The 12,751-nt window shown below is 73.4% G+C and carries 11 protein-coding genes and 1 pseudogene; 3 read left to right on the top strand and 9 right to left on the bottom strand.

Features of this window, described 5'->3' with window-relative positions:
* Together ACFV8H_RS36200 and ACFV8H_RS36195 are read right to left on the bottom strand one after the other, a co-directional pair.
* Positions 1-105, bottom strand: a pseudogene (locus ACFV8H_RS36200) (ABC transporter ATP-binding protein); the annotation flags it as partial.
* Positions 106-310: 205 nt separating this feature from the next.
* The gene (locus ACFV8H_RS36195; protein ID WP_380408324.1) at positions 311-2,545 is read right to left on the bottom strand and encodes a restriction endonuclease; all 2,235 of its coding nucleotides are present in this window, start codon (positions 2,543-2,545) and stop codon (positions 311-313) included.
* 297 nt (positions 2,546-2,842) lie between these two features.
* Here ACFV8H_RS36195 and ACFV8H_RS36190 point away from each other — a divergent pair, with 297 nt between their 5' ends.
* Positions 2,843-3,025: a hypothetical protein gene (locus ACFV8H_RS36190; protein ID WP_380408322.1), complete on the top strand. Its 183-nt coding sequence runs from the start codon at positions 2,843-2,845 to the stop codon at positions 3,023-3,025.
* Between the two features lie 33 nt (positions 3,026-3,058).
* Here ACFV8H_RS36190 and ACFV8H_RS36185 read toward each other — a convergent pair whose 3' ends face one another.
* Entirely contained in the window at positions 3,059-3,691 is a 633-nt protein-coding gene (locus ACFV8H_RS36185; RefSeq protein ID WP_380408320.1) for a maleylpyruvate isomerase N-terminal domain-containing protein, read from the bottom strand.
* A gap of 82 nt (positions 3,692-3,773) precedes the next feature.
* Between ACFV8H_RS36185 and ACFV8H_RS36180 the strand changes: the two genes are divergently transcribed.
* Complete coding sequence (locus ACFV8H_RS36180; RefSeq protein WP_380408318.1) at positions 3,774-4,712, top strand: DUF2797 domain-containing protein; 939 nt, start codon at positions 3,774-3,776, stop codon at positions 4,710-4,712.
* A gap of 173 nt (positions 4,713-4,885) precedes the next feature.
* On the opposite strand, the gene ACFV8H_RS36175 is transcribed toward ACFV8H_RS36180, so the two are convergent.
* From ACFV8H_RS36175 to ACFV8H_RS36160, 4 genes are all read right to left on the bottom strand, one after another.
* A complete protein-coding gene (locus ACFV8H_RS36175) occupies positions 4,886-5,197 on the bottom strand; it encodes a hypothetical protein (RefSeq protein ID WP_375897457.1) in 312 nt (103 codons plus the stop codon).
* Between the two features lie 358 nt (positions 5,198-5,555).
* Positions 5,556-6,293 carry a succinate dehydrogenase/fumarate reductase iron-sulfur subunit gene (locus tag ACFV8H_RS36170; protein WP_380408316.1) on the bottom strand — a complete coding sequence of 246 codons (738 nt, stop codon included), beginning with the start codon at positions 6,291-6,293 and terminating at the stop codon, positions 5,556-5,558.
* A complete protein-coding gene (locus ACFV8H_RS36165; protein WP_380408314.1) occupies positions 6,290-8,266 on the bottom strand; it encodes a fumarate reductase/succinate dehydrogenase flavoprotein subunit in 1,977 nt (658 codons plus the stop codon). The genes ACFV8H_RS36170 and ACFV8H_RS36165 overlap by 4 nt, the downstream gene beginning before the upstream one ends.
* Positions 8,263-8,967, bottom strand: a complete 705-nt coding sequence (locus tag ACFV8H_RS36160) for a succinate dehydrogenase cytochrome b subunit (protein ID WP_380408312.1) — start codon at positions 8,965-8,967, stop codon at positions 8,263-8,265. The genes ACFV8H_RS36165 and ACFV8H_RS36160 overlap by 4 nt, the downstream gene beginning before the upstream one ends.
* Before the next feature lie 97 nt (positions 8,968-9,064).
* Here ACFV8H_RS36160 and ACFV8H_RS36155 point away from each other — a divergent pair, with 97 nt between their 5' ends.
* Positions 9,065-10,000 carry a LysR family transcriptional regulator gene (locus tag ACFV8H_RS36155; protein ID WP_380408310.1) on the top strand — a complete coding sequence of 312 codons (936 nt, stop codon included), beginning with the start codon at positions 9,065-9,067 and terminating at the stop codon, positions 9,998-10,000.
* Between the two features lie 46 nt (positions 10,001-10,046).
* Here the strand turns inward: ACFV8H_RS36155 and ACFV8H_RS36150 are convergent, their stop codons facing one another.
* Entirely contained in the window at positions 10,047-10,535 is a 489-nt protein-coding gene (locus ACFV8H_RS36150) for a glutathione peroxidase (RefSeq protein ID WP_380408308.1), read from the bottom strand.
* Between the two features lie 148 nt (positions 10,536-10,683).
* Positions 10,684-12,465 carry a glyoxylate carboligase gene (gene gcl, locus ACFV8H_RS36145; protein WP_380408306.1) on the bottom strand — a complete coding sequence of 594 codons (1,782 nt, stop codon included), beginning with the start codon at positions 12,463-12,465 and terminating at the stop codon, positions 10,684-10,686.
* Positions 12,466-12,751 lie beyond the last annotated feature (286 nt).

Raw genomic sequence — 12,751 nt, 5'->3', positions numbered from 1 at the left:
GTCCAGGGCGACGACCCGGGTCTCCCCCTCCCCGTAGACCTTGTTCAGGCCGGTGGCGCGGGCGGCCGCCAGGCCGGTACGGACGGCGGTTGCGGGGAAGGACACGTGGACTCCTGGGAACGAATCGGATTTTCCTACCGATCCATCCTCCCAAGCGGTTCGCGCCCGATTCGTATGCCCATCGGACGGTCGGCCCCCGCCGACCCGGCGGTGCGGCGGGGGCGTTCTCCTCCTCAGGTATGACGCGTCCCTGAGGGCCCAAGTCCCGGGAACCGCCCACCGGTCGGGCCGGGACCAAAGTCCCGGCCCGTCACTCCACCGCGACGCCGAAGGCCGTCGCCAGCCCCGTCAGACCGTTCGTCACCGCCCGCGCCGAGGGCTCGAACTGCCAGCCCGCGGACGCCCGTCGGAAGCTCCCGAGCAGCATCGCCGAGTCCGGCACGCCGCCGTTCGCCCCCGGCCACTTCGCCGGACCGCCCGCCCCCGGCCCGTACTCCGCCGCGACGGCCAGCCCGTACACGTAACCGAGCGGCAGCGCCGGGTGCTCCTCCTCCTCGGTGGACACCGCCAGCACCACCTCGTCCACGGCGGTCGGCAGCCGGTGCAGGTCCAGACTCAGCCGGGCCGCCCGGGCCGGCTCGCCCGGCACCGAGTGGGTGGGGTGCAGCCGGACGGCGCCGTCCGGGTCCTGCGGGTTGTTGAAGAACACGAAGTGCTCGTCGCTCAGCACCCGGCCGCGCGCGCACAGGAACGCCGTGACGTCCAGCTCCACCGGGTCCCCGCCGGCCGTCCGGCTCTGCCAGCTCACCGTGAGGCTGCTCTGCGGGGCGTCCGGCTCCGGCCGCCCCGCCGCCGGGCCGCCCGCGCCGGCCGTCCCGTTGAGGCCGCTGCCGCCCGTACCGCCCGCACCGGCTCCGGCGTCCGCAGCGCTCCCGGAGCCGCTTCCGGCGCTGCCCCCCGCGCCGCCGCCGAGCCGGCCGCGCAGGCCCTGGTCGGCCAGCAGCTCCACCAGCTCCGGGCCGCTCACCAGGGTCAGCGGCTTGCCCTCGATGTAGCTGTACGAGCCCTTGCCGAAGCCCGCCGTGGTCACCAGGATGCCCTTGATCGCGCCGTGGTGGCGCACGGTGGACTCCAGGTCGCGCACGGCCGTCGGCGGGACGGTCTTCCGGTACCGCTTCGCCTGGATCACGATCTTGCCGCCGGTCACCGGGTCCAGGTCCTCGGCGACCACGTCCACCCCGACGTCACCGCTGCGGGCCGTCGTCATCACCCGGAAGCCGCGCAGCCGGAACAACTCGGCGATCAGGTCCTCGAAGTCCAGCGGATCCATCTCGAAGAGGTCCGGGTCCTCCTCGCCGAAGTGCCCGGCCAGGCTCCCGCCCACCGACTCCGGCAGCCGGTCCGGCTTCACCTCGTCCAGCCGCTCCGGCCGCGCCGACAGCTTGCCGCCCAGCCCCTGGAAGCACTCCACCGGGGCCACCCGGTCCAGCGCCAGCCCCGAGAACTCGGCCCGGGTCGCGGTCAGCGTGGACAGGAAGCGCTCGGCCTCCCGGCCCGTCGCCGGATCGATCCCCAGCACGAAGCCGTTCACCACCACCGAGTCCAGCATCCCGTCCCGGTCCGCCCGGAACAGCTCGGCCGCCAACCGCAGCGCCGACTGCGCCAGCACCTCCCGGTACAGCGCCTTGCGCTCGGTCGCCGGCCGGGCCACCTCCGCCTCGCGGTCGTCCGCCTTCACGTACCGCACCCGCCCGGCCGCCGGCACCACGTCCGGACCGGGCAGCTCCCAGTTCACCACCAGCTGACGGCTCGACACCTCCCAGGCCGCCACCAGCCGGTGCGGGAAGCCCTCCGGCCAGGCCGCCGAGGCGTACAGCCCCGCCGTGAAGTACTCCTGCACCGCCTCCGGCTCGCCCGCCCGCAGCCGCCGCAGCAACTCCTCCGTCCCGGCGCCGCGCTCCTCCTCCTGCCGGCGGAAGCCCTCCGCCCACCCCAGGTACTCCTGGTGGTACGCGGCCAGCCGGGACTGCCGGTCCGCCTCCCGGGCCTGCGCGGCGTACCAGTCCTGCTCGAACCGGGCCCGGGCCTGCGCCAGGTACTGCTCGTACTGGCGGCGCACCCCGGCGTTGCGGGCCTGCGCCGCGTCCGGCGGCGGCACGTGGTAGGCGGCGGACGCCTGGTCCGGCATCGGCACCGGCACACCCAGCGGCCCCGGATCGAACGGCGGCACCGGGCGCGGCGCCAGCAGGGCCTGCGGCCCGAACGCCGGCGCGGCCAGGCCGGCCGCCAGCAGCCCGCGCAACTCCTCCACCCGGGCGTCCAGCTCCGCCGTCCGCCGGGCCACCTCCGCCTCCCGCGACTGCTGGTACGCGCGCTGCGCCTCCCGCTCGTCCCGGGCGGACGCCCGCTGCGCCTCCCGCTGGGCCCGCTCGTGCCGGCGCAACTCCGCCGCCTCGGCACGCCAACGGGCCTCCTCCCGGCGCTGCTGCTGCCGCTGCGCCTCCGCCCAGACCGCCAGCACCCCGCTGTTCCGCCGCCCCGCCACCAGCCACCCCTTCGCACTCACACCGACCCGGCCGCCCCGCGCCACCTCCGGGCACCACCGCCGACCGCGCCCGCCAGAATAGAACGTGGACGCCCCGCCCGGCCAAGCCCCCGCGACCTGCGCGGCTTCCCCCCACCCGCCCCGCCACGCGCCGACCCGACGGGCGACACCGGCGCGAGCCCTGCGGGGCCCGGCCGTTGGGGGCGTCGCGGGTGTCGGCGGGTGGGCGTCGTGGAGGTGGACAGCGGGGGCGGTCGGGCGGATCATCGTCAGGAGACCGATCCAGGGGGAGAGTTCATGAGCATCAGCAGTGCCGTCCGGGCCGCCGCGGTGGCCGCCGTCGTCGGGGTCGCCGTGCTGGCGGCCGGTGCGGTGCCGGCCGCCGCGACGGGGGCCCCGGACACGGGCAACACCTACCCCGCCTTCGTGGTGCCGGCCGGGGGGCCGGTCTCCGGTCAGGTCGACGCGCCCACCCGGTAGCCCCGCGGAGCGACGCGCCCGTTCGCCGGCCCGTCAGCCGCGCGGTTCCGCGTACCAGCGCCAGTCGGTGCGGCGGGGGCGGTCGGGGAGGGTGGCGCGGCCGGTGGCCCACAGGAGGGTGGGCCAGGGGGCGGCGGTGCGGGGGACGTCGGGGAACAGGCGCGTCAGGGTGCGGGTGCAGAGGTCGGCGGGCGGGTCCCAGGGGAGGCCGAGGCCCTGGGTGGCGTCGTGCAGGTGGACCAGGGTCTCGACCAGGCTCATGGCGACGAAGCCGCTCGGGTCGGCGAGGCCCCAGGGGTGGTACGCGCGGGCCTGCGGCGGGGCGACCCGGGCGATCGCGACCATCAACCCGCCACTGGCGTCGAGGACTTCGAGCAGCCCCGGGACGCCGCCGGCCGGGTCGGCGCGGACGAAGTTGTTCGGGCCGCCCGGGGCGCGGCGGGTCGCCACGAAGGGCACGTACCGGTCGCGGGGCGGTCGGGCCGGGCCGAGCTGGGCCGCGTAGGCGAGGAGGTCGTCGGCCAGGTGCTCGACGGTCTCCCAGCAGCTCCAGTCGAGGCCACCGGCGGGCCGGGACCAGTCCGCGTCCGCCGGGGCGCCGGCGAGGGCGTCCACGGCGAGGCGGAGGGCGAGGGCGAGGTCGTCCGGGGTCGGTGAGTCGATCATGGACCGATGCTAGGGCCCGAGGGATTGTCGGTGGGGCCGGGTAGCCTGGCCGGGTTCGAAGAGCTTCCAGGGAGGGATGCCCGTGACGGTCCCCGCACCGCAGCACCCGGACCGGCCCGCCGGCTGGGTCTCCACCGGCCTGAGCTGGCACGACGGCCGGGCCCTGCTCTGCGCCGTGCACGGCGCCCGGGTGCACGAGCGCGCCGTGGCGCCCGGTACGGAGGTCGGCTGGCTGCTCGGCGGCCCGCGCCGCTGCGTGGGCGCCTGGCTGGCCGGGGCGACGGAGCGCACGCCCTGCCCGCACCACGCGGTGGTCGACCCAGGCGGCAGCGCCACCCAGTGCCCGGCCTGCCAGAGCGTGGACCGCGGCCTGGCGCTCGCCCGGGACCAGATCCTCGACGACGGCCGCACCTACCTGCTCTACCTCGCTTGGTTCGGCGAGGGCCTGTTGAAGGTCGGCCTGACCGCCGAGCAGCGCGGCGACAGCCGACTGCTGGAACAGGGCGCGCTGGCCTACGCGTTCACCGCGCGCGGCGGCCTGCCCGCGGTACGCCGCGCCGAACTCACCGTCGCCGCCTCGGGCATGGCGCGCGAGCGGTTCAAGTCCCGGCTCAAGACCGACCACTGGTGGTCGCACGGCGACGCCGCGCACCGCCGCACCGTGCTGACGGAGGCCCGCGCCCGGGCGCACTCGCTGCTGGACGGACACGCCGTGGAGCTGCTCGCGGACCGGCCGGTGACGGACCACGTGGAGCGCTACGGCCTGGCCGGCGGCGCCCCCGAGACCTACCGGGAGGTCACCGGCCTGGCCGCGGGTGCGGTGGTCGCCGGTACGCTGCGCCCGCCGGTGGGGCGGCACCTCTTCCTGGACCAGCCGGACGGCTCCGGCCCGCTGCTGCTGGACACCCGGCGGCTGACCGGCTGGACGCTCACGCCGGTGGCGGGCCGGGCCTCCACGGGGCTGGTGCTGGAGGAGCGGGTCCGCCCGCCGGAACCGGACACCCAGGAGGCGTTGTTCTGAGGGCGAGCCCCTCCTGAGGCAGAATCCTCATCGAGATCCTCATCGACATCGACATCGCCAGGCCCAGCGCGGGTGCGGCGACGTCCCCCGGCTCGCGGGTCAGTCTGGTGGGCTTGTGGCAGGCACAAGCGCTGTGTCGAAAGCGGTACTTGACGGATGCCCGGAGGAGCTGCTCAGCCCAGCTTGCCGCGTACCCCGCCCGGTCCGGAGCGCGCCCGCCGGGACAGCGGCGGACGGGACGGGCGGACGTCGGCGCGCCCGGCCGGGACCGGCTCGACGGCCTCGGCGGTGCGCCGGGCCAGCGCGGCCCGGGCGGCGGCCAGGGCGACCCGGGCGAGCAGCGGGTCCTCCCGGAGGCCCGCCGTGCGCTTGGACGTCTGACAGGGGGAGCACCAGACCGGCGAGGCCGGTCCGTCCGGATAGACCATGCCCTCCGGCGGCAGGTAGTGCCCACCGCACTCGACGCACTCGAAGACCAACCTCATCCGACGATCACCGTCCCGGATCCGTGGCACCGACCGCAGGGTGACCAGAAGGTGTGAACGCTGGGCACCATGCCTCCTTCCTCGTCCAGTTCGACCGTTGCCTCGGTCTTCTGGGTCCCCCCGGACCCGCCGCAGCCGGAGCAGGACTGAACCTCGGGCATATGCCGTCCTCCCGTAGCGGAGCACCACCGTAGCGCGATTTTCCGCCAGGAAGCACCGCGTGCGGCGTTCCACCACTCGTTCGGGGAGCGCGAACTCCCTTCGCACGCCCCGGAGAACAGCGTCGGCCCCTCGCCTGAGCACCAGAGCGAGGGGCCGACCGTCTCGGGGGAGCGGATGGGAGCCGAGGCGAAGGGTGTCAGCCGCGGGCGGCCCGCAGGAACTCCCGGTTCATCGCCGCGATGCTGGGCAGCGGGATGCCCTTGGGGCAGGCGGTGGCGCACTCGCCGGTGTTGGTGCAGCCGCCGAAGCCCTCGGCGTCCATCGCCGTGACCATGTTGCGCACCCGGGCGGAGCGCTCCGGCCCGCCCTGCGGCAGCACGTTGAGGTGCACCACCTTGGCGGAGGTGAACAGCATCGCCGAGCCGTTCGGGCAGGCCGCCACGCAGGCGCCGCAGCCGATGCACTCGGCGTGCTCGAAGGCGGTGTCGGCGGCCTCCTTGGGGACGGGCGTGGCATGCGCGTCGGGGGCGCTGCCGGTGGGGGCGGTGATGTAGCCGCCGGAGCCGATGATCCGGTCGAAGGCGGAGCGGTCCACCACGAGGTCCTTGACCACCGGGAAGGCCGAGGCCCGCCACGGTTCCACGTCGATGGTGTCGCCGTCCCGGAAGTGCCGCATGTGCAACTGGCAGGTGGTGGTGCGCTCGGGGCCGTGCGCCTGGCCGTTGATGACCATGCCGCAGGCCCCGCAGATGCCCTCGCGGCAGTCGTGGTCGAAGGCGACCGGCTGGTCGCCGCGGGTGATGAGTTCCTCGTTGAGGGTGTCGAGCATCTCCAGGAAGGACATGTCCGGGCTGATGCCGCTGACCTGGTAGGTGGTCATCGAGCCGGGTGCGTCCGGGCCCGCCTGGCGCCAGATGCGCAGGGTGAGGTTCATGCGTAGCTCCGCTGGGTGGGGTGGACGTGTTCGAAGTCGAGGTGCTCGCGGTGGAGGACGGGGGCCTCGCCGGTGGCGGTGAACTCCCAGGCGGCGGCGTAGGTGAAGTCCTCGTCGCGGCGGGCGGCCTCGCCGTCGGGGGTCTGGCTCTCGGTGCGGAAGTGGCCGCCGCAGGACTCGGCGCGGTGCAGCGCGTCCAGGCACATGAGTTCGGCGAGTTCGAAGTAGTCGACCAGCCGGTTGGCCTTCTCCAGCGACTGGTTGAGCTCCTGGCCGGTGCCGGGCACCTTGATCCGGCGCCAGAACTCCTCGCGCAGCTGCGGGATCCGGGCCAGGGCGCGCTTGAGCCCGGCCTCGTCGCGGGCCATCCCGCACTCGTCCCAGAGCAGTTCGCCGAGCTCGCGGTGGAAGGAGTCCGGGGTGCGGTCGCCGTCGACGGAGAGGATCAGGTTGAGCCGGTCCTCGACCTCCGCCTCGACCTCGGTGAGCACCGGGTGGTCGGCGGGGACGGCGGCCACCGGGTTGCGGGCCAGGTAGTCGTTGATGGTGGGCGGCAGCACGAAGTAGCCGTCGGCCAGGCCCTGCATGAGCGCGCTGGCGCCGAGCCGGTTGGCGCCGTGGTCGGAGAAGTTGGCCTCGCCGATCGCGAACAGGCCCGGGACGCTGGTCTGCAGGTCGTAGTCGACCCAGAGCCCGCCCATCGTGTAGTGGATCGCCGGGTAGATCCGCATCGGCACCCGGTACGGGTCCTCGGCGGTGATCCGCTCGTACATGTCGAAGAGGTTGCCGTACTTGGCCTCGACGGCCTCCCGGCCCATCCGGCGGATCGCGTCGGCGAAGTCCAGGTACACGCCCTGGCCGCCGGGGCCGACGCCGCGGCCCTCGTCGCAGACGTTCTTGGCGGCCCGGGAGGCGATGTCGCGGGGCACCAGGTTGCCGAAGGAGGGGTAGATCCGCTCCAGGTAGTAGTCCCGCTCCTCCTCCGGGATCTGTCCGGGCGGGCGGGTGTCCCCGGCGGCCTTGGGCACCCAGATCCGGCCGTCGTTGCGCAGCGACTCGCTCATCAGGGTGAGCTTGGACTGGTGGTCGCCGGAGCGCGGGATGCAGGTGGGGTGGATCTGGGTGAAGCACGGGTTGGCGAAGTAGGCGCCGCGCCGGTGGGCCCGCCAGATGGCGGTGGTGTTGGAGTTCTTGGCGTTGGTGGAGAGGTAGAAGACGTTGCCGTAGCCGCCGGTGGCGAGGACGACCGCGTCCGCGGTGTAGGAGCGGATCTCCCCGGTGACCAGGTCCCGGGCGACGATGCCGCGGGCCCGGCCGTCGACCACCAGCAGGTCCAGCATCTCGGTGCGCGGGTGGAGTTCCACGTTCCCGGCGGCGATCTGCCGGGAGAGCGCCTGGTAGGCGCCGAGCAGCAGTTGCTGGCCGGTCTGGCCGCGGGCGTAGAAGGTGCGGGAGACCTGCACGCCGCCGAAGGAGCGGGTGTCCAGCAGGCCGCCGTACTCGCGGGCGAAGGGCACGCCCTGGGCCACGCACTGGTCGATGATCTCCACCGACACCTGGGCGAGCCGGTGCACGTTGGACTCGCGGGCGCGGAAGTCGCCGCCCTTGACGGTGTCGTAGAACAGCCGGCGGACGGAGTCGCCGTCGTTGCGGTAGTTCTTGGCCGCGTTGATGCCGCCCTGGGCGGCGATCGAGTGGGCGCGGCGCGGGGAGTCCTGGAAGCAGAACTGGACGACGTGGTAGCCCTGTTCGGCGAGGGTGGCGCCGGCCGCGCCGCCGGCCAGGCCGGTGCCGACCACGATCACGGTGTGCTTGCGCCGGTTCGCCGGGTTGACCAGCTTGGCGTCGAACCGCCGCTGGTCCCAGCGCTGTTCGATCGGTCCGGCGGGGGCCTTGGTGTCGGCGACCGGCGCGCCGATCGCGTAGTCCAGGTAGCTGTTGGACTGATGGTTCTTGGCGTCGGCGCTGCTCACTTGACCACTCCGAACATCACGGCGAGGGGGACGGACAGGAAGCCCGCGGTCAGCACCAGCGCGAGGCCGTCGGCCGTCAGCTTGAGCGCCTTGTCGCGGCGGGCGTTGTTGGCGCCGAGGGTCTGCGCGGCGCTCCAGAAGCCGTGGCGGATGTGGAAGCCGAGGGCCACCACCGCGAGGATGTAGAACACGTCGCTGTACCAGCGGCCGAAGGTGCCCACGATGTTCTGGTAGACGTGGCCGTGCTCGGCGACCGGGTTCACGGTGAGCGTGGTGAGGTCCAGGATGTGCCACACGATGAACAGCCCGAGGATCACCCCGCCCCAGCGCATGGTGCGGGTCGCGTAGCTGGCCCGGCGGCGCCGGTGCACGTACTTGCTCGGGCGGGCGGCGAGGTCCCGGCGGCTGAGCTGGTAGGCGGAGACGCCGTGCAGGACGACGGCGGCGACCAGGCCGGCCCGGGCGATCCACAGGAACCACTCGTGGCCGAGGAAGGGCTGGCCGATGGTGCGCAGCCAGGCCGCGTAGCCGTTGATGTCGTCGGGTCCGAAGAAGACCTTGAGGTTGCCCAGCATGTGCGCGACCAGGTACAGCAGCATCGCCAGTCCGGTGACGGCCATGACCGCCTTCTTGCCGACGGTCGACCGCCACAGGGTCACCAGGGTGGACGGATGCCGGGCCGTCCGAGTCGCGGTTGTCATGGCAGCAACGGTAGGGACGGCGGCCAGGGTGCGTCCAAGACATGCTGCGGCTGGTGACGATAGCCAGGGCCTATCGTCGCGGCTTAACCTGGTTGGTGTGCAGCTCCAGCAACTCCGCTACTTCCTGGCCGTCGCCGAGACCCGGCACTTCACCCGGGCCGCCGAGGCCGAGCACGTCGCCCAGCCCTCGCTCTCCCAGCAGATCCGTTCGCTGGAACGGGAGTTGGGGGCCGAACTGTTCCACCGCACCCGGGGCAACATCGCCCTCACCGACGCCGGGGACGCCCTGCTGCCGCTCGCGCGCCGGATCCTCGCGGACACCGAGAGCGCGCGCCTGGCCGTCCAGGAGACGGTGCAGCTGCGCCGCGGGCGGGTCCGGCTGGGCGCGCCGCCGAGCCTGTGTACCAGCCTGGTGCCGGACGTGCTGCGGGTGTTCCGGGACCGCTACCCGGGCGTCGCGCTCGGGGTGCGCGAGGGCGGCTCGCGCGACCTGGTGCGCTGGCTGGCGGCGGGGGAGCTGGACCTCGCGCTGATCATCACCCCGACCAGCGGGGAGGCGGCGCCCGCCCTGGCCGTCACCGAGCTGCTGCACGAGGCGCTGGTGCTGGTCTCGGCCGAGCCGCCGGGCGGCCTCCAGCGCCCCCGGCGCACCGTGCGGGTGGCCGAGTTGGACGGGCGGCCGCTGGTGATGTTCCGGGAGGGCTACGACGTGCGGGAGGCGGCCCTGGCGGCCTGCCGGGCGGCGGGCTTCGAGCCGGAGTTCGCGGTCGAGGGCGGTGAGATGGACGCGGTGCTGGGCTTCGTCCGGGCCGGGCTCGGACCGGCCGTGGTGCCCGGCATGGTGGCGGCCCGCTCGGGGCTGGCCGTCACACCCTTCGCCGGGCCGGGGCTGGGCCGCACCATCGCCGTCGCGCACGGCCACGAGGTGCCGCTCACCCGGGCCGCCGAGGCCCTGCGCGCCACCCTCCTGGAGCACCTGCGCGACGCCGCCCGGTCGGGCGAACTCCCGCCCGGTACGCGGCTGTTGCTGTAAAGGGAAAGGGCCGCCCGGAGGCGGCCCTTGTCCTGGACGGGCGGCGTCAGGCCGGCAGCACGGCCTCGATCGCGGCGATCAGCTCGGCCGACTCCGGCTCGGTCCGCGGCCGGATCCGGGCGGCGACGCTGCCGTCCGGCGAGATCAGGAACTTCTCGAAGTTCCAGCTGACGTCACCGGCCGCGCCCTCGGCGTCGGCGACCTGGGTCAGCTGCTGGTAGAGCGGGTGCCGGTCGTCGCCGTTGACGTCGATCTTCTCGAACAGCGGGAAGGTCACGCCGTAGGTGGTGGAGCAGAAGCTCTGGATGGACTCGGCGCTGCCCGGCTCCTGCCCGGCGAACTGGTTGCACGGGAAGCCCAGCACGGTGAACCCGCGCTCGGCGTACCGCTTCTGGAGGTTCTCCAGGCCGGTGTACTGCGGGGTCAGCCCGCACTTGGAGGCGACGTTGACGATCAGCAGCGCCTTGCCCTTGAAGTCGCCCAGCGAGGCGGGCTCGCCGGACAGGGTGTGCAGCGGGATGTCGTACAGGCTCACGGTGGTGGTCCTTTCGGCAGGTCGGCAGCGGGGGTCTCGCCCGGGCACACGCTAGCGGCCCCGGACAGCTCAACCGCGCCGGCCCCGCCGGTGTTCCGCCTGGCAGGGGCGTACGGAGCGGCTCGTACGCCCCCACCGGGCGGTGTTCTCAGAGCGCCAGCGGCTTGATCGCGGTCGGCGCGTGCTCGGGGAGCGTGGCCAGCTCCTCGAACTCGTTGACCTTGTCGATGTCGGCGGCGGACATCGAGATGTTGGTGACCCGCTCCAGGATCGCCTCGACCACGACCGGGACGCGGAACTCGGCGGCCAGCTTCTTGGCCTCCTCGAAGGCCGGCAGCAGGCCCTCCGGCTCGGTGACCCGGATCGCCTTGCAGCCCAGGCCCTCGGCGACCTTGACGTGGTCGACGCCGTAGACGCCCAGCTCCGGCGCGTTGATGTTCTCGAACTCCAGCTTGACCTGGAAGTCGATGTCGAAGCCCCGCTGCGCCTGGCGGATCAGGCCGAGGTAGGAGTTGTTCACCAGGACGTGGACGTACGGGATCCGGTGCTGGGCGCCGACCGCCAGCTCCTCGACCATGAACTGGAAGTCGTAGTCGCCGGAGAGCGCGACGATCTGGCCCTCGGGGTCGGCGGTGGCGACGCCCAGCGCGGCCGGGATGGTCCAGCCCAGCGGCCCGGCCTGGCCGCAGTTGATCCAGTGCCGCGGCTTGTAGACGTGCAGCATCTGCGCGCCGGCGATCTGGGACAGGCCGATGGTGGTGACGTAGCGGGTCTCCGGTCCGAAGGCCCGGTTCATCTCCTCGTAGACGCGCTGCGGCTTGAGCGGCACGTTGTCGAAGTGGGTGCGGCGCTGGAGCTGCGCCTTGCGCTCCTGGGTGGAGGCGGCCCAGGTGCTGCGGTCCTTGAGGGTGCCGGCGGCCTTGAGCTCCTTGGCGACCTGGACGAACAGCTCCAGCGCGGCCTTGGCGTCGGAGGCGATGCCGAGGGTGGGGGCGAAGATCTTGCCGATCTGGGTGGGCTCGACGTCGACGTGGACGAACTTGCGGCCCGCGGTGTAGACGTCCAGGCCGCCGGTGTGGCGGTTGGCCCAGCGGTTGCCGATGCCGAGGACGAAGTCGGAGGCGAGGAAGTTCTCGTTGCCGTAGCGGTGCGAGGTCTGCAGGCCGACCATGCCGGCGTTCAGCTCGTGGTCGTCCGGGACGATGCCCCAGCCCATCAGGGTCGGGATGACCGGGACGCCGGTCAGCTCGGCGAACTCCAGCAGCAGGTCGGCCGCGTCGGCGTTGATGACGCCGCCGCCGGCCACGATCAGCGGGCGCTCGGACTCCTGGAGCAGCGCGATGGCCTTCTCGATCTGGATCCGGTTGGCGGTCGGCTTGTAGACCGGCAGCGGCTGGTAGGCCTCCGGGTCGAAGTCGATCTCGGTCAGCTGGACGTCGATCGGCAGGTCGATCAGGACCGGGCCGGGGCGGCCGGAGCGCATCAGGTGGAAGGCCTGCTGGAACACGCCGGGGACCTGTGCGGCCTCCAGGACGGTGGTGGCGGCCTTGGTGACCGGCTTGGCGATCGAGGCGATGTCGACGGCCTGGAAGTCCTCCTTGTGGAGGCGGGCGACCGGGGCCTGGCCGGTGATGCACAGGATCGGGATGGAGTCGGCGATCGCCGAGTACAGGCCGGTGATCATGTCGGTGCCGGCCGGGCCCGAGGTGCCGATGCACACGCCGATGTTCCCGGCCTTGGCGCGGGTGTAGCCCTCGGCCATGTGCGAGGCGCCCTCGACGTGCCGGGCCAGGGTGTGCCTGATCCCGCCGGAGGCCTTGAGGGCGGCGTAGAAGGGGTTGATGGCGGCACCCGGGACACCGAAGGCGACGTCGACGCCTTCGAGCTTGAGGATCTCCACGGCCGCGCGGGCGGCTGTCATACGAGGCATCGGGTCTCTCCTGCGTCGGCCCGCAGTGGCTCGGAGGGCTCATCTCCTGAATTCCACCATACGGAAGAACGGTTTCTGTATGTGGAAACACGGTAGGGTCGGGCCCGGCGGGGCGTCAAGGGGACTTCAACAGAATGTGGAAGCCGACGCGGGGGAGTCGTCCCTCCGGCGAGCCGGTGGGTGTCCGGCGGCTCCGGTTAGCCTGGTCGCGGCCCGGGGGGGGGGGGGGCGCCGCCCAGTGTGGTGGGGCGGCCAAGGTTGGAATACCGTTATACAACGATTTTTG

Source organism: Kitasatospora sp. NPDC059827 (assembly GCF_042731675.1).
Lineage (GTDB): Bacteria > Actinomycetota > Actinomycetes > Streptomycetales > Streptomycetaceae > Kitasatospora.
Note: the sequence above shows the minus strand (reverse complement) of the source record. Positions and strands in the feature narration are given on the sequence as shown.

Coding starts and splice junctions, on each gene's coding strand:
- ACFV8H_RS36190 (WP_380408322.1), top strand. CDS start 2,843: ATGAGCATCAGCAGTGCCGTCCGGGCCGCCGCGGTGGCCGCCGTCGTC.
- ACFV8H_RS36185 (WP_380408320.1), bottom strand. CDS start 3,691: ATGATCGACTCACCGACCCCGGACGACCTCGCCCTCGCCCTCCGCCTC.
- ACFV8H_RS36175 (WP_375897457.1), bottom strand. CDS start 5,197: ATGAGGTTGGTCTTCGAGTGCGTCGAGTGCGGTGGGCACTACCTGCCG.
- ACFV8H_RS36170 (WP_380408316.1), bottom strand. CDS start 6,293: ATGAACCTCACCCTGCGCATCTGGCGCCAGGCGGGCCCGGACGCACCC.
- ACFV8H_RS36160 (WP_380408312.1), bottom strand. CDS start 8,967: ATGACAACCGCGACTCGGACGGCCCGGCATCCGTCCACCCTGGTGACC.
- gcl (WP_380408306.1), bottom strand. CDS start 12,465: ATGCCTCGTATGACAGCCGCCCGCGCGGCCGTGGAGATCCTCAAGCTC.